Below are 19,345 nucleotides of genomic sequence, written 5' to 3'. Positions count from 1 at the left end.
CCCCATTTTACAACTTTTGAGAAGTATAGATGCCAGCGAAAAGCTGGCATCCATTAATTATCTTAAAATCAGCTCCAGATTTCGTTAGCTTCTGTCAGAATCACGGGCTTATCGTCTGTTACCACAATGGTATGCTCGTGTTGAGCTACATAACCACCGCGATTGCCGAGTAAAGTCCAGCCGTCTCCGGCCTCATCGGCGTAAATGGAATGCGTAGAGATAAACGTTTCGATAGCTACTACCGCATTTTTCTTGAATCGGGATTTGTTATGCGGATTATAACAGTTCAGAATCTCGCTGGGTTCTTCGTGTAATTTGCGGCCAATGCCATGCCCCGCCAGGTTTTTAATAACCCGGTAGCCCGCCTTTTTAGCTTCTGTTTCAATCAGTAAGCCAATATCTGCAATCCGAACACCCGTTTTGATCTGGTGAATCGCTTTATGGAGGATTTGCTTCGAAGTATCTACTAACCGCTGGTGATTCCTGGCATCGTTTCCTAACACAAACGAACCGCCATTATCCGCCCAGAAACCATTCAACTCAGCTGATACATCTACGTTGACGAGATCGCCTTCGCGGAGTATTTTCTTAGCCGAAGGAATGCCGTGAGCCACCTCATTATTCACACTGATGCAAGTCCAGCCCGGGAAACCGTAAGAAGCCCTGGGAGCCGATTTAGCTCCGAGTTCCTTTAAGATTTTTCCACCAAAATTATCCAGTTCCTTCGTCGTCATACCCGGTTTTGCGTATGTCCGCATTTCCTTCAGGGTAAGAGCTACGGCCTGACTTACCTCCTTCATTCCGGCCATTTCTGCCTGCGATGTAATCGACATATGGTATTAATTTTAAATCTTACTAGTAACAACCTTAGCCAAAGGGTTTTAGTTTATCCTACGATTTCCATTTCGCTAAATCCACTGGCTTGTTTCCGCAACTGAATCTGCGTTGTAATGCGTTCTTTTAAGGCCTCTACGTGCGAGATAATCCCGATCATGCGGTTAGATTCCGCCTGGAGTTTTTCGAGTGTTCCCAGAGCAATTTCCAGCGTATCGGGATCTAGTGTACCAAAGCCTTCATCGATGAATAAACTTTCAATCCGAACGTTTTTCGATACCATATCGCTAAGTCCCAAAGCCAGAGCCAGACTCACCAGAAAGGTTTCGCCCCCGGATAGGGTAGAAACGGCCCGGCGTTCGTCGAAGTTTCGATCCAGCACCCAAAGGTTTTCTTCGTCTCCTTCGGGCGGCAACAATAGGTATCGATCCGATAAATCTTTCAGTCGACTATTGGCCGAACGAGCCAGATTAGCCAGCGTTAATTTCTGAGCAAACTGATTGAATTTTTTCCCTTCCCGATCCCCCAGACCTTCGGCTAATAACCGCCATTTTTATAACGTTGTTCCAGTTCCGCAATCTCTTCAAGCCTTTTGGCGTGCTCAGTCCGACTGACTTCATTGTCTTTCAGCGATTGCTTCCAGCCTCCTATTTTTTGCAGATACTCCCGTTCAACCATGCTGTGCGTTTCAATTTCCGTTAGTAAAGTGGAAATCTCAATCGCTGCCTCATCCTGTTCCTGAAGAAGCGTTATTTCCTGAGTTAAGGTATCCAGTTGGGTATCGAGCTGCGTTTTTCGTTGAACAAGTTGTTCTTTTTGTTGCGTTAATTTTCGGTGGTTATCCGGTGAAAGTAACGCGGCTCTGGCTTCTTCCACTGAACTAAATCCAAATGTGGATAACTCTGTTAATAGTTTATCTTTCAGGCTTTTAAATGCTATTTCAGCCTGTATATAACTTTGCTGACATTCTTCTAACTCCTGTGTATATTGTTCAGGAGAATAGGACTTATGCACCAGTTTCTGAAGTAACCCGTCACAATCGCCCGCCAGAAACTTGATGTCTTTTACGTAAAGCTTTTTTAACGCGTCCGTTAGTTCCTGGTGTTTCTGGAAGTAAGACAGTCCTTCTTTCAGATGGCGGCCAAATTGAGCCAGACTTTCACTCTTCTCCTGAATTTTCAGTAATTCTTCCAAGTGCTGGAAACGCTCGGTTTCTTTTTGCAACCAATCCCGGACTTCTTCGGACTTGCCAATTTTTTCAATCTTTAAATCAGCTTTCCACTTACTGATCACCTGAATAATGGGTTTTTCTTCCGTTTGAGCATTGGCTTTCTCTGCCTCTAACGTCTGAATCTTTACCTCAATTCCTTTTCTATCATTTTCCAGTTGACGCAAACGGGTTTCCAGGGTCGCCAGATTTCTTTCCCGGGCTTCGAAACGGGCCTTTAAATTTTCCAGTTCCCGCAAATAGGTATCCACACTGAAGTGATCTTCTTCATCCGTTTTCAACAAAACGGGATGGTGTGTTGATCCACACACCGGACAAGGCTGTTCTGTGGATAACTCTGTGCGTAACCGGGGAATTGATGTTTCCCTAATAAAGTTAAGTTGTTCTTCCTGAGCGATTTGTAGTAGATTTCTGGCTTCTGTTACCTCTTGTGTGGATTTGTGGATAAGTGGTAATTGTTCGTGGATTAACTTTCGTTGTTCTTCCACTTGCCGATCATAATCCGTTAATCGCTTTCGGAGATTTTCGTAATGTCGAACCTGAATTTCCAGTTGTTGATACGCTTCCCGCCGTTGCATCGACTCTTGGCGAAGCGTTTGGACATCGGTGTTCTTGTCTAGTTGGTATAACTGCTGAAGTTCCGTTTTGCGTTGATTAATTTCCTGCCAGGCTTCGCGGGAAATACTGAGACAATCGGCGTACGCTCCACGGCTCCAGAAGGACTGAATTTCGGGCGACTGGGTTTTGGTTAGTAACTCAAACGCCTGATTTTTAGCCGTTCCCCAGTTCTGGCTGGCCATCTGCTGATCCGTGTAACTCTGGCTCACTTTTTCCCGAAAACCTCAATACTTCGCTGAGCTGACTGGGCCGTCACTAATTCCGTTACTAATCCTGCAATGTCTGATAGTAACTGCTTCTGGTTTTGCTGAGCCAGTGCCTGCTCTTTGGTAATCCGTTCCCACTGAAGCTTAGTGCTTTTCAGGCTTTGCTCCTGTAGCTGATAGTTCGTAAGCGGTTCTGAAAATTGCTGGACTCGTTCATGCCGTTCCAGGACCAGAGCATCCTGCGTATCAAAGGTTTGTTTATCCACATTCCAACGTGGGTATTCTCTCTGATGCAGTACGTCGAGAGCAGTCTGAATTTCCCGAATCCGCTTTTTTCGCTGCACCTGTACTTCCAGCGATTTTCGTTTTGTTTCAGATACTCGGTATAACTCTTCGTGCTTTTCTATTTCTTCCAGCAAGACTTTTAGCTCTTCTTCCGTAAGAATTTTCTGAAGATCAAGGCTTTGTTGTTTGCTTTCGATTTCTTTTTTATGGTGATCGTGCCAGCGGGAAAAAGCTTCCATACCGAGTTTCCGGTAGATCTCCGTACCCGTAATCCGTTCGAGTAACTCCGCCCGTTCTTCGCGTCTGGCTTTCAGAAAAGCCGCAAAGTCGCCCTGCGAAAGCAAGATGGCTTTGACAAATTGTTCATAATCCAGCCCAACCCGTTTTCGGATTTCTTCCTGAACTTCCTTCTTTTTCTTCGAGGCCAGAATGGTATTACTTTCTAAATCAGCAATTTCAGCGTATTCATCCAGTCGGGACTGTCCTTTATTAGCTCCCCGGCTGATGATTTCCCGCTGTAAACTCCACTTGGCCCGGTACGACCCTCGTGGCGTGGTAAAGCTAACTTCCGCATAAGCCTGATTGGTATCCCGGGTGAGAATACCTCCCAGTTTTTCCAGCAGATTACTATTGACCTCTCCCAATCGAGGCGTTCGGTGATACAAAGCCAGGGTAATTACGTCGAGAATTGTGGTTTTCCCCGCTCCGGTGGGGCCGGTAATGGCAAAAAGATTGGAGTTGCGAAACGCAGCTTCATTCTGAAAATCAATGGTATGCTGGCCCCGTAAGGAGTTAATATTCTCGAAACTAACTTTTAAAATACGCATTCGGATGTTGGATCATCAGGGAATGAATTCAGGCTTTACTGCACCGAATTCATCAACTCGTGGAAAGCTTCCGTTAATAAGACTTTGGATTCGTCAGAACCAGCATTTTCCTGCAACCACTGCTCAAATACCTGAGCAGGAGCCAGCTCGGGCAAAGCCATGGTTTCACCGAATAATTCATCAGTCGTTTTGAGTTGTTGCTGGAATTTGAATCGCCAGTTCAACACGGAAAGGTGAGAATGGTTCAGTTTCAAAAAATAAGCCTTTGCCTGATCAATCAATGCCGGATCGCGATGCTCTTCGTGGATTTCTATTTCAGCTAATGTGGATAACTCATCCGAATGTTGATAACTATTCAATAGCGTTTCTATCTCGGTGAATGACCCCCTGAATCGGCGTAGCTGGCGAAATTTAGGAATGTTAACTTCCTGAATATCAATAATCTTATTATTCTTTATCTCGATGTGGATAACTAATTTCTCATCCAGTCTTTCACTAAAGCTGAGAGCTACGGGCGAGCCCGAGTAACGAACATACTCCTTTTTCCCTAACATTTGAGGTCTGTGGATATGTCCCAAAGCCAGGTAATCGAAAGCAGGGAAAAGACTTACCTCAAACAAATCGAGTGTACCAATGCTATGCAGTTTTTCGTCGTTGTCGGACGTAGCAGAGCCATTCACAAACAAATGACCCATGCCTAAAAGGGGTACATCAGCGTAGGTTTTTCGGCCATGAGCATGCACCTGGTCGTATCGACGCTGAATACCCGCCCGAACGGCCATACGGCGATCTTCAAAGGTTTCGCCTTCCACCGAACGTTTCAAATCCCGATCCCGCAGGAAAGGAACGGCGGCGACGGCAGCCTGAAGTTTTCCATGACGGTCGAGTAGGGGAAGGACTTCTTCGTGACAATCATCACAGGCTCCGCCAATGACGTGTACATCCAATAAGGCCAGTAACTCGCGGGGGCCATTGAGGACCGCCGCCGAGTCGTGGTTACCACCCGTAATAATCAGCCGACATTTCAGACGTATTAATTTTCTGAGAAAATCGTAATACACCTGCATCGCTTCCGTAGAAGGGTTAGCCGTGTCGAAAATATCCCCCGCAACGAGTAACACATCAATTTGCCGTTCTTCGATGGTCTGCAACAACCAGTCCACAAACCGACGGCTGTCTTCAAGCAAGTCCGTTTGGTAAAGTCTCTTTCCTAAATGCCAGTCGGCTGTGTGCAAAATCTTCATTCTTCAAAAATAAAACAATCGCTTAGAAAAAATCCCCGAATGGTACAGCTACCAAACGGGGATGCTTCCAAAATCTTATAACTCGGTGGAAAATGGGTCACTGAGAATTCGATACGTATGCTCAACTGCCCAACTCTAAATTTTTATTCAATTCTCAGAGCCTTAAAACCGATTATTTATCCACCCTTAATTTTTGAAAATCAACAACTTATCCACATATTTTTCCACACTCAAAATTGTTGTCCACAAATCGAACGAAACCTGATTTTTAGACTTATTCAAGTACACCGAGGTAATTAAAGGGCGAAATGGCTCTCAATTCGGCTTTTATGGCTTCTGACACATCCAGAGTCTCAATAAACTCAGCAATCGTTTTTTCAGTGATCGCTTCGTTCTTCCGGGTCAGGGCTTTGAGAGCTTCATAAGGTTGTGGATAACTTTCGCGACGTAATACCGTCTGAATTGCTTCGGCTACTACGGCCCAGTTGGCCTCTAGGTCGGCATCGATGGCCGCCTGATTTAATTCCAATTTGTCAATGCCGCGAAGTAAAGATTTCAGAGCGATCAGTGTGTGAGCCAAAGGCATACCCAAATTCCGAAGTACCGTTGAATCAGTCAGATCGCGTTGCAAACGTGAAATAGGTAACTTGGCCGACAGGTGTTCGTATAAGGCATTCGCCACTCCGAAGTTTCCTTCGGCATTTTCAAAATCAATGGGGTTAACCTTATGAGGCATCGCCGAAGAACCGACTTCCCCCGCTTTGATTTTTTGCTTGAAGTAATTCATGGAAACGTACGTCCACACATCCCGAGAAAAATCAATGAGGATGGTGTTCAGGCGTTTCAAAGTATCCAGTAAAGCCGCCAGATGGTCGTAGTGTTCAATCTGAGTGGTGTACTTACTACGGGTTAATCCCAAGTTATCCACAAACGTATTCCCAAACTCAGGCCAGTTAAAAGCGGGGTAAGCGACCCAGTGGGCATTGAAGTTACCCGTTGCTCCACCGAACTTAGCCGCGTGTGGAATAGCGGTTAACAGGGCCTGCTGCTGTTTAATACGTTCGATGAATACCAGAATCTCCTTGCCCAAACGGGTTGGAGAAGCGGGCTGACCGTGCGTACGTGCCAGCAGAGCCACGTCTTTCCAGCTTTCAGACCGTTCGGTTAACTTGTGGATAACTTCCTCAAAGGCAGGAGTAATGACTGCCTCCATCGCTTCTTTTAGCGATAATGGGATAGCCGTATTGTTTACGTCCTGAGACGTTAAGCCAAAGTGGATAAACTCCAGATACTGCTCAATGTCCAGATCTTTAAGTTTTTCCTTGATAAAGTATTCAACGGCCTTCACATCGTGATTGGTCGTTTTCTCAATTTCTTTGATTCGGAGGGCGTCCGTTTCTGAAAACTCTGTATAAATGGAGCGTAACTTTCCAAAAAGAGCCGTATCAAACTGAGCCAGTTGGGGAAGCGGCAATTCGCAAAGGGCAATAAAGTATTCGATTTCAATCCGAACCCGATAGTGAATTAACCCGAACTCTGAGAAAAAGGGAGCCAGGGATTCCGTCGCCCGGCGATAGCGGCCATCTACGGGAGAGATAGCGGTTAAGGTAGTGAGAGCCATACTAATTTGCTTCGTAAAAGACAAAGTTACCCTGATTTTGTGAAGAATAGCGATTCTGCTAGGCCTAATCCGTAGAGACGTCGATTTATCGCGTCTTCTTTTTATCTGATTCCTATTTATTTGAAATAGATACGCGGAATTAGACGCGATAAATCGACGTCTCTACGAATATTAATTCCAAACAAACACCCAGTAATGCCTATTTTTTCCGAATTTGCTTTCATATTTCATCAAATTACCTACATAAACTATTCTTATGCCTGAATCACAGGGTCATCTTCGTCGGTCTATTGGCCTGGTATCCGGGATTGTGTTTGTTATCAGTGCGGTTATCGGGACGGGCGTTTTTAAAAAAGTAGCCCCCATGTCGGCTGAGCTACAATCGCCGGGCCTGGTGCTGGCGGCCTGGTTATTGGCAGGATTAATTAGTCTGGCCGGAACGCTCAGTAATGCAGAGGTTGCCAGTATGCTCGTGGATTCGGGTGGGGAATACGTCTATTTTCGAACCATCTACAATCGCTTTTTTGCCTTTCTGCTCGGCTGGACCAACTTCGCGGTCATCAGAACGGCATCGATTGCTTCCATTTCTTACGTATTCGCTCAATCGTTAGGCTCACTCATTACCCTACCCGCCACGCCCGCCTCCCTGGCGGATATTAACCTTCTGGGATTGCACCCGCTGGATAACCTCAGTGTTAAGGCCGTTGCCATTGGACTGGTGTTAGCTCTGACTTTTCTCAATGCCCGAGGATTAAAAATGGGTGAAACCATCAGCCGGATTCTGACGGTAACCATGATTGGAACCATGCTGGTTATCATTATTCTGGGGTTAACTTCATCCACTGGAAGCTGGGCTAATATTCAGCAACCTTCGATTGATTTTAACGCTGAAGCCATGTCAGGAGGAACGCTTCTGAGTGCCTTAGCTTTGGCCTGTTTAAGTGCGTTCTGGGCTTATGAAGGCTGGAATAATCTGGGGTATATCGGTGGAGAAATTGAAAATCCGCAACGAAATCTCCCCTGGGCTTTAACTATCGGTACACTGATCATCATGACGATTTATCTATTGATGAACTTCGTGTACTTCTACGTATTACCCATTGACGAGATTATTAATGTGCATAAGTCACAAAATGGTATCGCAGCGGTGGTAGCCGTGAAGCATTTTCTGGGAGCAGGGGGTGGATTAGCCATTTCTTTGCTGATTCTGGTTACGACATTCAACTGTACCAGCAGTACGATTTTGATGGCTTCGCGTTTGTTTTACGCGATGGCGAAGGACGGTTTGTTCTTTAAATCAGCGAATTATATTCACCCGGTTTTTAATACGCCTTCTAAAGCATTGTGGATGCAGGGCGTATGGTCTTCGGTACTGATTTTATCAGGAACGTTCGATCAGTTAACCGATATGCTTATTTTCGCTTCGTTCATTTTTTACGGAGCTACAACGCTGGGCGTGTTCATTTTACGCCGGAAAATGCCAGATGTCAATCGTCCCTACAAGGTGATTGGTTACCCTGTAGTACCCGCCCTCTTCCTGATTTTCTGTGGCTTTCTAGTGATCAACACCCTTTTTAACCGTACAACAGAGGCTTTGATAGGTTTGTTATTAATGGCCACGGGCTTACCGTTTTACGCCATCTGGCGAAAGCGGGCGACAGTTTAGTAATTTGAGTGGTTGGTTATTAGTTGTTAGAAAGAAAAACTAATAACAACCACTATCAACTAACTATACATGCTTTCGATCAAATCCTTATACTTCTGAACCACTACTTTGCGTTTGATTTTCAACGTTGGAGTTAATTCTCCGGCGTCGATGGTAAAGAGTTTGCTGAGTAATGTATACTTCTTCACACGTTCGAACTGGGCAAAACTTTCGTTTAACTTTTCGATTTCCAGGTGCAGTTTTTCCAGTACCTGTTCGTTTTTTATCATCTTCTCGGGCGTAGAGTATTCAATCTGATTAAGGTTACAATACACCTTCAAGGCCTCGAAGTTGGGAACAATAATGGCCGATGGAAATTTCTGACCTTCACCCACCACGATGATTTGTTCAATGTACTTCGATTCCTTAAGCTTGTTTTCAATCAACTGAGGGGCTACGTATTTACCTCCCGAGGTTTTGAACATTTCTTTCTTTCGATCCGTAATCTTTAGAAAACGGCCTTCGACGGCTTCGCCAATATCACCCGTATGAAACCAGCCTTCGGCGTCAATAGCCTGAGCCGTCAGTTCCGGCTGGTTATAATACCCCTTCATAATATTGGGACCCTTGACCAGAATTTCACCATCATCCGCAATTTTGACAGTTACTTCGGGCAACACACTACCCACGCAACCTACCCGCAGGTCAGGCGGATTCACCCGGCCTACGGAGACCACGGGCGAAGTTTCGGTCAGGCCATAGCCTTCGGCTACGGGGATTTCCGCCGCCCAGAACACGCGGGACAAACGGGGCTGCAAGGCCGCCGATCCGGTACAAACGATTTTGATGTTCCCGCCTAAAGCCTCTTTCCATTTACTGAAGATGAGTTTGCGAGCCAGTTTCAACTGCGTATTATACCAAAAACCCTGATCAACGGCGGGATCATACCGAAGCCCTAGCTTCAAAGCCCAGAAGAATAACTGCTTCTTGATTCCCTTTAATTCATACCCTTTGGCCACAATCTTATCGTACACTTTTTCCAAAAGACGCGGCACCGTCGTGAATACAGTGGGCTTTACCTCCTTGAGGTTATCCGCAATCGTATCCATGCTTTCAGCGTAGAAAACCGATACTCCGTATCGCATATACACGTAGAGAATGGTCCGCTCATATACGTGACTCAAAGGCAGGAAACTTAGCCCCCGCTCGTGAGGTTTCATGGGCATGTAAGGTTTTACGCCTTCAATATTAGAGATCACATTTCGGTGCGTTAACATGACTCCTTTGGGCGTTCCGGTCGTACCTGACGTATAAATCAAGGTTAATAAATCCTCAGGCTGAACGGTTTCTCTGATTTCCTCCAGCGACGGAATGTCTGCTTCATTCGCCAGATCCGTTAGCTCCTTCCAGTTCTTTACGCCTGTAATGGAATCAATGGAATAGATTTGAGGTACTTCGGAAAGGCTATTGACCGCTTCAGATACCTTACCATACAGAGCTTCATTGGATACAAATACAATTTTTACTCCGGCATCATTAAGAATGTAACGGTAATCGTCAACAGTAATGGTAGGGTATAAGGGAACCGATACCGCTCCGATTTGCTGAATTCCGAAATCAATGAAATGCCATTCCGGACGGTTATTCGACACAATTGCAATCTTATCATCTTTCCGAATACCCGCTTTCAACAAACCTAAACTCACCAGATTGGCTTGACGAAGAAACTCAGCCGCCGGTATTTTTTCCCATACACCATTCTTTTTAGAGGCTAGAGCTTCCTGGCTGTTCGTTTCCTGAACGAATCGGGTTAATACTTCAAAAACTCGCTTATACGGGTACTCTTTCGCTTCGCTGGGAAATGAGGAGGTTATTACTTGCATTATAATGTGGTTTGTGGCTAAGTATTCAGATTTCAAGTCTAAGTTATACTTAATAAAGAATACTCCGAAAACAGTTACGAGTATACATAAAAAAAGGCCGGTAATCCGGCCTTCTCATTTGAAAAATAAATCGTTATTTTTTGTCCTGTCGAGCATCTTTGATGTAGTACAGAACTTCTTCGTATCCACTGGAATAAACGTATTTACCTCGCCATGTCGGTAACCGTTTTTAAATTCGCCAATATAGCGGTCGCCATTTTTGAATTTAAGCATACCCACACCCTGACAAACTCCGGCGTAAAAGTCTCCGGAATACACCGCTCCGTTGGTATACCAGAGCGTTCCCTTGCCTTCAAAACGACCGTTCAAGAAATCACCTTCGTATTTCTTTTTGCCATTGGCGTAAAATTGTGTACCGACCCCGTTAGGCCGATTATTTTTCCATTGCCCTTCGTATTTCTCCAGTGTCTTCCGATTGACATAGGAACCCATGCCTTCCGAACAGTTGCCGGTAACACAACCCGTGCGGGCAGGAGCTTCTGCGACTATTACCGGGGCTTTAGTTTCAACGGGAGCCGATGGGGTAGGGGAGGAATCTGGAACTTTATTCGCTATACGTGGGTAAAAATTATCCGCTTCACGCCATCCTTTCTCAATTGCGGATAATCGATCACGTTTGGCAGGGTGCGTCGCGTCGCCTTCGTCGTTCTGTAAAAGCTGAATCGCAATTTGGGCGTTTTCCAAAGTTCCCCCCAGATTGTGGATAACAAAACCAGAGAAGTAATCAGCCTGTAACTCCTTATCAGGGCGACTGCCGGTACCGTCCGATGTATGACCCAAAATGTGGTGACCAATCTCGTGAGCCATAATACTAGTAGCCGACCAATCCGTGCGGGTGCGGTTTTCTACCTGCTTTAAAAAGGCATTGTCATAAACTACGTAGCGAACTCCGTTGATAATGGTAGCATAACAGTTATCGGTATTGGGACATTCAACCACCTGAAAGTTTCGCTTCCCAAAACCCATGCCCGCCGACTTCAGAATGTTATCCACAACGCCTTCGGCATGTTGATTAGACTTAAATAGATATACGTCGCAAGGTCCTTTTTGTAGTTTTTGCGAGCCATAACTCCAAGTTGGAAACTTATCTTCCTGATTATCAGAAGAATTTTGAGAAAAAGCGGGTCCGCACAGAAACACCAAACCGCAGAAAAGGCCCTGCTTGACAAGACGGCTTAAAGTAGACATGTGGATAACTTTGTTGGGTTATTAACAATAGGAATGACTTTTCCACAACGAAAAGAGGGGGATAGAAGTTCGTGGCTCATCCAGTTGCGGCCCACGTCCGTTTTTCAACGGTATTTCCACGAGCCACGAACTCTAACTTAACAATCGAAAAGATTGATTAATTTATTGCATCACCCCGAAGATTTCTAAAACGTTTGCGGGCTTCAGCGGTGTAAATACTACCGGGATACTTCGTCAGGATTTCCTGATACAGCTTCATTGCCGTTTCCTTGTCATTTTTATTCTCCTGCTGAAGCTTTGCCATCAAAAACAAAGCATCGTCACCCAGAATGTCCTGAGGGTGGGTTTTGATGATTTTATCGAGATCTTCAATGGCTTCATCCGTCCGGTTTTCCTTGATCAGCGTATTGGCTCTTCGCCAGAGAATCTCATCGGCCAGCGAATGATCTTTGTATTTCTGGTATAGGTCATTGAGCGAAGCCAGAGCTTCATCCGTCCGGTTCTGGAAAAGTAACAGATCTATCGCCGCGTAGGCTTTCATGGCCGTTTCGGTGGTATCCATGCCCGTATTGTCCTGAATTAATAAACTCAGCTCAATAGCATCGTTGGAGATTTCGCGAGTAGTGGCCTTTTTGAGAATATCCAGTACATCTTTGGCCAGCTCAAAATCGCCTTTGTAATACGACAACTTCGCGTTTTTCAACTTGGCATCGTAACCCATCGGACTGTCTTTCGCTGACTTTTCCACTTGCGAGTAAAGTAGTGTGGATTCCCAGGGTTCGCCTTTCAACAGGAAAACGTCACCTAACTCCAGCTTGCACTTATTCACAAAATCCTGATCCATTCCACCCGCCTGAATGGCTTTCTGGAGAATGGTGGCGGCTGTATCTTTCTCGTCGAGGTAAAACGCGTAGAGGTGAGCCGAGTTACGCAGGGCTTCCAGCGTGCGGGGGTTTTCACCCAATTCCGATAACAAGCGACCGTATTCGTTAATTAGTACCCGGACATCTTCCTGTTTCACGGGATAAGTGGTCTTAACCACTTCTTCCTTGGCATTGATTAACAAACGGCGATAAACGGGATAGTTGGTACTTTTGGGGTATTCTTTCACCAAATACTCAAAAACTTTCCCCGCTGCTTCGTAGTCTTTGTTCTGCATGGCCAGGAAGCCAATTTCCGTAACTTTCTGACCTTCCTGCTTTAACCGCCGATCCAGAGCACGGGCCTGGATGAAGGCTTTCCCAAATTCTTTCTGCTGGAGCAGGTACCAAATCAGCATTTCCCCGTAATACTTCTCATTGGGCAATTCCTGTACTTTGCGGTAAAGCGTTTTCTCCAGTGCCAGTACGATTTTCTCGTCTTTCATTTCATCCTGCAAAATGCCCTGCACCAGATCGGTATTACTTTCATTCGATCCAAAGACGAGATATTCCTCGATCATGGCTTCCGATTGGCCCAAAAGTCGATGCAGACGAGCGATCTGCAAAGAATAGCGTGATGGGTCACGCTGAGCTTTTCGAGCCTCCTGGAAGAGTTTTAGGGCCCAATCGAGCTGATCTTTATCAGCCAGGTTCTTTCCGAGCCGATACGTCCATTCTTCTTTTCGCTGTCCTTTTACCAAAGCTTCGTTATACCACTTATCAGCTTCTTTGACTTTTCCCTGACTTTCGAGCATACGGGCATAGTCCAGCGAGTAGAAGGGATTCTCGGGCTCTTCCTTCATCTGCTTTTTCAAAAATTTTTCAGCCTGATTCCAGTCTTTCAACTTAACCAGACTTTCGAGGTAAGGCTCGTATACTTCCGCCAGCAGGCTTTTCTCTTTAGCCAGTTTCTCAAGGGTAGCACGGGCTTTTTCATATTCCCCATTGCGAAGGTATTCTTTCCCCAATTGAACTTCCGGCGTCTCCACCTGAGCGGGCATAATCTGAGCATTACTCCCAAACGAAATCAGAAGAGCTCCGCAAAAGAACAGTCTGAACAGTTTCTTCACCATTTACATTTATTAAGAAATTCTTTTTTAAAATCTTTTTTAATGGTTGTTATAAAGCCGGTGGAAAAGTGAATAAATTTTTTTTCAAAAACACTTGATTGGATCATCGTTGATTAAATCCCGGCTTGTCCACACTTACCCACATCTTTGTGCACATCTAATATACTGATTTACAATTAAATTCTATTTACCCACATTTTGAAGAGTTATACACCGTGGAAAAGTGGATAATTTTTACCCCTGGAAAAACGGTTAATAACTAGTTCATGATTCGGGGATTACTCGGGAGTTTTCAACGGATAACTTTCATTTTCAGTCTTTAGGGATTGGATTGTGGATAGCCCTATGAATAGTCCACAGGCTTTTTCCCCAGTATCCACAGCAAAAAGCCAGTTTATCAACGTTCTTATCCACAGAAAGTTTGGACATTTTTAATTTAGAATGTAGCTTTTCCGTAGTCTCCTATTTTAGGACCCAAAATGACTTTTTCCACCGGACTTTTCCACATAGTAAAAAGGCCTTCTATCGGTCTTCTGAGGCATAAAAAAGCCCGTCCGAGTGGGACAGGCTTTCGATGGGGATAAGCAAATGGCTACAATGAAAAGTCGTTACCTAGTAACTCGAAATTGGCCTTTAGCTTAATATCATTCGGAAAGACGATGACGGGCTCAGGCGGAATGAATTCATCAGGATTACCCGCATCCCATTTACCATTTTTATTCAAATCCAGAATGAGCCTTAACTTATAGGTTCCCGGAGGGACGGCGGTAAAGGTATAAGGGCTCTTATTAGGAATGCTGCGAATCACTTTGAAATCGGCTGCACTTAATAACTCGACCATATAATTCGACTGGACGTTTCGAACTTCGCCACTGATGGTCCCGTACTTTTCGGGATCACGTAATGGATTCAAATTTTTTACGGCCTGCACGGTATCTTCTTCAATGGAAATGAAAGTGCCTTTCGGAAAAAGGCTGCGAACGTCGCGTTTGAATTTTAATTCCTTTTCGATCTTGAATTCCGTTCGATAGGCATTCCATTCAAAATCGTTAGCAGTGAAATTAACATCGCGAATAGTATCTTCCTGAATACGGACCAATAGCGGATTAAAGCGGGTGATGGGTTTGTTGAATACCATCTGCATTTTAAAAACCTCGTCTATGTCTTCTCCACTTTTCGGCGTTTGTTTTACTTCCAGAGATTCGCGGGTATCCGCATCACGTTTGCCTTTTTCGCGGAAACGAATTTTTTGATCGCTGGTAAAATTGCGACCCAGAGAATCCTGAACGGTAACACTGGCCCGTAAGGTATCCGTAGAATTGATGGTATTATAAAACCGGATCTGATTGGATTCGATCAGAGCGTAAGGCAAGCTGTCACCCGCAAATTTAACCTTAACCGAAGTAATGCCTCTGGGATAAATCAGAGAAAAAGTCCGGGATGTTGCCAGCGTCTTGGGGGTTCGCTGCGGCGACTGGTCAGCGTTTGTAATTTTAAGAATGGGCGAATCCGTGAAGCCGGGTATGGTAATAGGGTTGGGGTGAAAAGCGATGGCTTCCTTTTCGGTATTATATAAAAGGTTATTGTTAACGTCTTTCAAAGCCGCTAGCCAGTACCGTCCCGGAGCCATATTTTCCAGATTAAATCGACCGGAGCTGTCGGTCTTCGTCAGGTAATAAGGTTTGTTTTTCGAAAACTTCAGGGTGTCACTTACCTGGTATAATCCGACCAGAGCATCATACACCGGACGGTCAGTAAGTAACTCCTTCACCGTTCCCTGCAAGCGAAGCGAGTCAAGTTGAGTACCTGTACTGAAAACCAGTTTAACGTTCCGGGCAGGGTTGCGTTCGGTTACATCCTTGAATGCATTCCGAAAGTTTAAGGTGTAAGTGGTGTTGGGGCGGAAGTCTTTTTCGAAAGTAATCCGCACGCCTTTGGGGTAAGTTTTAAAGTCAAACGTTCCTTCAATGGCGGGGGTAATAAGTAACTGTTGATTCAGGTTATCGATGTTGATATACTCATCAAAATCCAGCTCAACGATTTTCCCTTTAAAGTTCGTCGTTAGATTTTCAGGTACCTGGCGAGCCACTTTCGGGGGCGTTAAGTCTTTTTCTCCACCCGACGGCGAACTCTGCTGGGCACAACCCGCCAGCCCGATCATCCATATGATGGCCCAGCATAATGCGGTGAAATGGTTACGCTTTTTTGAATACATAAATAAGGCTGGAGTAATTGTTCTGATGGCTTTTGGCCCACTGATTCGAGCGAAGCCCTTTCCGTACGGCTTCCACATAATTGATTTTACCATCCCGGTATTTCGTGCTGAGCATACTCACGTAAAACGAATCGAAAGGCATGGGTAAGGTTTGCGTCAGTGTAAATCCTTTTTCTGATACTAATTGTTGAATGGCCTTTTGTGAGAAGTGATACAGGTGGCGGGGTACGTCGTAAGCGGCCCAGTATTTACCGTATTCCTGAGCATCGAAAGACTGCAAATTGGGAACCGCAATGACCAGATGACCCTGATTCGCTACCCGATCTTTCAGCCAGTTTAGGGTTGCATCGAGTTGATGAATGTGCTCTAACACATGCCACATCGTAATCATCTGAAAGGTCTCCCCTGCATAACTTTCGAGAATGGAAGACTGAATATGTTCAGCCGTTTGTTCGACTGCAATTTGGCGGGCTCCGGCGTCGGGTTCAATGCCTGCTACTTGCCAGCCGTCCTCTTTACATACTGATAGAAACATGCCCGTGCCGCAACCCACATCGAGTAAGCGACCTTTTTTAGGGCTTAATTCATTGACCAGTTTGAGCTTGTTTTGAAGCGTAATCTTCCGAACACTGTGATAAGCTTTGGCGACTAATCCCTGTTTGGTATTACTGTGAGAGATATAATCGGTCGATTGGTAATAGGCTCCAATTTCATTTTCTGCGGGACGTGGATTTGTAAAAACAAAGCCGCAGGACTGGCATTGCTCCAGTGTGAATTCTTCCTGACTAACAGTATAATCCTTGCAAACCAGGTAGGGGGTACGTCGCTCCCCTTTGCACACTGGGCAGCAACTGAGGGTTTCCATTTTCATGCTTCAAAAATAGCCGATGAGTTTTGATTCCCTGAGCATATCGGTCGAGCATCTTTCATGACTTCGTTAAATATGCTTAAGGCTAATAAAAAACCCCTTCGCGGAGGAAGGGGTTTTCATAAGAAAGTCTGGATGGTTATCGGCCCAGATGCACCATCAGGATTGAAATATCCGAGGGAGATACCCCACTGATGCGGGAAGCCTGGCCCAGCGTTTCGGGACGAATACGGGTTAACTTCTGCCGACTTTCAATAGATAAGGCCGTCAGTTTGCTATAGTCGAAGTTAGGATGAATGACCAGATTTTCAAGGCGACTCAGTTTTTCCACCTGACTTCGCTCCCGTTCCATGTAGTCCTCATACTTCACATTGATCTCCGCCTGCTCCAGAATTTCGTCTGAATATAGGCTCCGTAGTTCCGCTGTAGCAGTGCTCAGGTCAAGAAGTCCGTGAATATCCAATTCTGGACGCTTTAAAAGTTGGTATAAATTGGTTTTTTCCCGCAATAAAGCTGAGTTCTGACGCTCCAGACCCACATTTGCCTCTTCGGGAGTAACCTTCATTTTTTTGAGGTCATCGATCAATCGGGCGGTCATCATCCGCTTTTCCTGCACCTTTTGGTAGCGTTCTTCCGAAGCCAGCCCCAGTTGATAGCCTTTTTCAGTTAAGCGAAGATCCGCATTATCCTGACGAAGCAGGGTTCTGTATTCGGCCCGGGAAGTAAACATCCGGTAGGGTTCTTCCGTACCTTTATTAATCAGGTCATCGATTAAAACCCCGATGTAAGCCTCTGAGCGATGCAATACAAAAGGCTCTTTTCCGTGAACTTGATTGTGTGCATTGATACCTGCCATGAGTCCCTGGCAAGCGGCTTCTTCATAACCTGTCGTTCCATTAATCTGTCCGGCAAAGAATAACCCCTGAATCAGTTGGGTCTCCAGCGTAGACTTTAACTGGGTTGGAGGGAAGAAGTCATACTCAATAGCATACCCCGGGCGGAACATACGTACCTGTTCAAAGCCGGGAATTTTTTTCAAAGCAGCATACTGTACATCTTCAGGCAGTGACGTTGAAAACCCATTGACGTACACTTCAACGGTATTCCATCCTTCAGGTTCTACGAAAATCTGGTGACGATCTTTATCCGCAAAACGGTTGATTTTATCTTCGACGGAAGGGCAGTAGCGAGGACCTAATCCTTTAATCCGACCCGCAAACATGGGCGATTTCTCAAACCCAGTCCGCAGAATTTCGTGGACTTCGTGATTGGTATACGTAATCCAGCAACTGCGTTGTTCTTGCAATACGGGCGTATCCAGGTAAGAAAATTTACCGGGTAGCTCATCTCCCAGTTGTTCTTCCATTTTAGAATAATCCAGACTGCGAGCATCCACGCGTGGCGGCGTTCCGGTTTTCATTCGTCCGGCTTCAAAACCTAATTGAACGAGTTGTTCCGTAATGCCAGTCGCTGCTCGTTCAGCGGTACGTCCTCCTCCAAACTGTTTTTCACCAATATGAATTAATCCATTCAGGAATGTTCCGTTGGTTAGTACGACAGATTTGGATTTGATTTCAATACCGAGCTGGGTGCGAACGCCGGTTACTTTACCCTCTTCCACCAGAAGTCCTGAAACCATTTCCTGCCAGAAATCGACGTTTTTATTTTGTTCCAAAGCCAGACGCCATTCTTCCGCAAAACGCATCCGGTCGGATTGGCATCGGGGAGACCACATGGCTGGACCTTTCGAACGGTTGAGCATGCGGAACTGAATCATGGTTTTATCAGAGATAATACCTGACATACCCCCGAGGGCATCTACCTCCCGCACAATCTGACCTTTGGCTACTCCACCCATGGCTGGGTTGCAGGACATCTGGGCAATGGTATTCATGTTCATCGTAATGAGCAATACCTTCGATCCCATTTGAGCCGCCGCATGAGCCGCTTCACATCCGGCATGGCCGGCTCCCACTACTATGACATCGTACTCGTTAAACATCTTTTTGTATGTTACTCATTTTCAGTACTTAGTGCTTTGTATGAGTAAACGTTAGGGCTGTGTGAATTTTTGTAATTTTTGAATGTTTCACGTGGAAACTTATTTTTTTATCAAAAAGTAATGTTTCACGTGAAAATATTAAGGTCTTAAAGCCAGATAGTGAGACTCTAAACGACGCATTTCAGCTTCCTCTTCATCCGTCTTATCCAGATACCCCGAAAGGTGTAAGACGCCATGCACGAGTACCCGACAAAGCTCGTCGTAAAAAAGAGTATTGAGTGAACGGGCATTGTCTTCAACTCGTTCCACGCTTACAAAAATATCTCCGCTTAATAGACTCTCTTCTTCTGAGTTATCAAACGTAATGATATCTGTATACGTATCATGATCCAGATACTCAATATTGATCTTGTGTAGATACTCGTCAGAGCAGAAAATATAATTTAACTCATGGATTTTAAATCCTTCAGCCAAGGCAACCGTGTTAAGCCAGCGACGAGTTTTTTGTGGAAATGGGACTTTAAATTCTACGTCCTCTATGAAATAGCGAATCATTCAGAAACAAATTGAGAATCACAAAGATAAGGCGAATTCAAGTAGGATAGAAGCCTGAAAATGAAACGGTGGATAA

14 protein-coding genes are annotated in these 19,345 nt (G+C 45.2%); 1 reads left to right on the top strand and 13 read right to left on the bottom strand.

Translation table 11 applies throughout. The annotated features are described in order from the left end of the window. Positions 1-68 precede the first annotated feature (68 nt). From map to purB, 6 genes are all read right to left on the bottom strand, one after another. The gene (gene map / locus BWI96_RS09590) at positions 69-833 is read right to left on the bottom strand and encodes a type I methionyl aminopeptidase (protein ID WP_106636435.1); all 765 of its coding nucleotides are present in this window, start codon (positions 831-833) and stop codon (positions 69-71) included. Between the two features lie 53 nt (positions 834-886). Next, on the bottom strand, positions 887-1,252 hold the full coding sequence (locus BWI96_RS09585; RefSeq protein WP_157830289.1) for an SbcC/MukB-like Walker B domain-containing protein: 366 nt from the start codon (positions 1,250-1,252) through the stop codon (positions 887-889). A 119-nt stretch (positions 1,253-1,371) separates the two neighbouring features. Then, the gene (locus tag BWI96_RS09580) at positions 1,372-2,889 is read right to left on the bottom strand and encodes a hypothetical protein (protein ID WP_106636433.1); all 1,518 of its coding nucleotides are present in this window, start codon (positions 2,887-2,889) and stop codon (positions 1,372-1,374) included. Continuing rightward, positions 2,886-3,998: an AAA family ATPase gene (locus tag BWI96_RS09575; RefSeq protein ID WP_106636432.1), complete on the bottom strand. Its 1,113-nt coding sequence runs from the start codon at positions 3,996-3,998 to the stop codon at positions 2,886-2,888. Before BWI96_RS09575 ends, BWI96_RS09580 begins: the two co-directional genes overlap by 4 nt. A gap of 35 nt (positions 3,999-4,033) precedes the next feature. Further along, on the bottom strand, positions 4,034-5,242 hold the full coding sequence (locus BWI96_RS09570; RefSeq protein WP_106636431.1) for an exonuclease SbcCD subunit D C-terminal domain-containing protein: 1,209 nt from the start codon (positions 5,240-5,242) through the stop codon (positions 4,034-4,036). A gap of 274 nt (positions 5,243-5,516) precedes the next feature. Beyond that, the gene (purB, locus tag BWI96_RS09565; protein ID WP_106636430.1) at positions 5,517-6,863 is read right to left on the bottom strand and encodes an adenylosuccinate lyase; all 1,347 of its coding nucleotides are present in this window, start codon (positions 6,861-6,863) and stop codon (positions 5,517-5,519) included. A gap of 256 nt (positions 6,864-7,119) precedes the next feature. Between purB and BWI96_RS09560 the strand changes: the two genes are divergently transcribed. Continuing rightward, positions 7,120-8,529, top strand: coding sequence for an APC family permease (locus tag BWI96_RS09560; RefSeq protein WP_106636429.1), 1,410 nt, complete (start codon positions 7,120-7,122; stop codon positions 8,527-8,529). 59 nt (positions 8,530-8,588) lie between these two features. On the opposite strand, the gene BWI96_RS09555 is transcribed toward BWI96_RS09560, so the two are convergent. The 7 genes from BWI96_RS09555 to ybeY all read right to left on the bottom strand — a co-directional run bounded on the left by BWI96_RS09555 (position 8,589) and on the right by ybeY (position 19,269). After that, positions 8,589-10,391 (bottom strand): long-chain fatty acid--CoA ligase, encoded by a 1,803-nt coding sequence (locus BWI96_RS09555; RefSeq protein ID WP_106636428.1) that lies wholly within the window; start codon positions 10,389-10,391, stop codon positions 8,589-8,591. Positions 10,392-10,505: 114 nt separating this feature from the next. Next, positions 10,506-11,639 carry a M48 family metalloprotease gene (locus tag BWI96_RS09550; protein ID WP_106636427.1) on the bottom strand — a complete coding sequence of 378 codons (1,134 nt, stop codon included), beginning with the start codon at positions 11,637-11,639 and terminating at the stop codon, positions 10,506-10,508. Between the two features lie 157 nt (positions 11,640-11,796). Continuing rightward, positions 11,797-13,632, bottom strand: coding sequence for a tetratricopeptide repeat protein (locus tag BWI96_RS09545; protein ID WP_232793665.1), 1,836 nt, complete (start codon positions 13,630-13,632; stop codon positions 11,797-11,799). Between the two features lie 589 nt (positions 13,633-14,221). Then, a complete protein-coding gene (locus BWI96_RS09540; protein WP_157830288.1) occupies positions 14,222-15,844 on the bottom strand; it encodes an Ig-like domain-containing domain in 1,623 nt (540 codons plus the stop codon). Then, entirely contained in the window at positions 15,825-16,715 is an 891-nt protein-coding gene (locus tag BWI96_RS09535) for a class I SAM-dependent methyltransferase (protein ID WP_106636425.1), read from the bottom strand. Before BWI96_RS09535 ends, BWI96_RS09540 begins: the two co-directional genes overlap by 20 nt. A 136-nt stretch (positions 16,716-16,851) precedes the next feature. Then, on the bottom strand, positions 16,852-18,714 hold the full coding sequence (gene mnmG / locus BWI96_RS09530) for a tRNA uridine-5-carboxymethylaminomethyl(34) synthesis enzyme MnmG (RefSeq protein WP_106636424.1): 1,863 nt from the start codon (positions 18,712-18,714) through the stop codon (positions 16,852-16,854). Between the two features lie 138 nt (positions 18,715-18,852). Next, positions 18,853-19,269: an rRNA maturation RNase YbeY gene (ybeY, locus tag BWI96_RS09525; protein WP_106636423.1), complete on the bottom strand. Its 417-nt coding sequence runs from the start codon at positions 19,267-19,269 to the stop codon at positions 18,853-18,855. Positions 19,270-19,345: the final 76 nt, after the last annotated feature.

The organism is Siphonobacter sp. SORGH_AS_0500 (assembly GCF_002838835.1).
Lineage (GTDB): Bacteria > Bacteroidota > Bacteroidia > Cytophagales > Spirosomataceae > Siphonobacter.
This window is presented reverse-complemented; position numbering and strand designations above follow the sequence as displayed.

Coding starts and splice junctions, on each gene's coding strand:
- map (WP_106636435.1), bottom strand. CDS start 833: ATGTCGATTACATCGCAGGCAGAAATGGCCGGAATGAAGGAGGTAAGT.
- BWI96_RS09575 (WP_106636432.1), bottom strand. CDS start 3,998: ATGCGTATTTTAAAAGTTAGTTTCGAGAATATTAACTCCTTACGGGGC.
- BWI96_RS09570 (WP_106636431.1), bottom strand. CDS start 5,242: ATGAAGATTTTGCACACAGCCGACTGGCATTTAGGAAAGAGACTTTAC.
- purB (WP_106636430.1), bottom strand. CDS start 6,863: ATGGCTCTCACTACCTTAACCGCTATCTCTCCCGTAGATGGCCGCTAT.
- BWI96_RS09560 (WP_106636429.1), top strand. CDS start 7,120: ATGCCTGAATCACAGGGTCATCTTCGTCGGTCTATTGGCCTGGTATCC.
- BWI96_RS09555 (WP_106636428.1), bottom strand. CDS start 10,391: ATGCAAGTAATAACCTCCTCATTTCCCAGCGAAGCGAAAGAGTACCCG.
- BWI96_RS09550 (WP_106636427.1), bottom strand. CDS start 11,639: ATGTCTACTTTAAGCCGTCTTGTCAAGCAGGGCCTTTTCTGCGGTTTG.
- BWI96_RS09545 (WP_232793665.1), bottom strand. CDS start 13,632: ATGGTGAAGAAACTGTTCAGACTGTTCTTTTGCGGAGCTCTTCTGATT.
- BWI96_RS09540 (WP_157830288.1), bottom strand. CDS start 15,844: ATGTATTCAAAAAAGCGTAACCATTTCACCGCATTATGCTGGGCCATC.
- BWI96_RS09535 (WP_106636425.1), bottom strand. CDS start 16,715: ATGAAAATGGAAACCCTCAGTTGCTGCCCAGTGTGCAAAGGGGAGCGA.
- mnmG (WP_106636424.1), bottom strand. CDS start 18,714: ATGTTTAACGAGTACGATGTCATAGTAGTGGGAGCCGGCCATGCCGGA.
- ybeY (WP_106636423.1), bottom strand. CDS start 19,269: ATGATTCGCTATTTCATAGAGGACGTAGAATTTAAAGTCCCATTTCCA.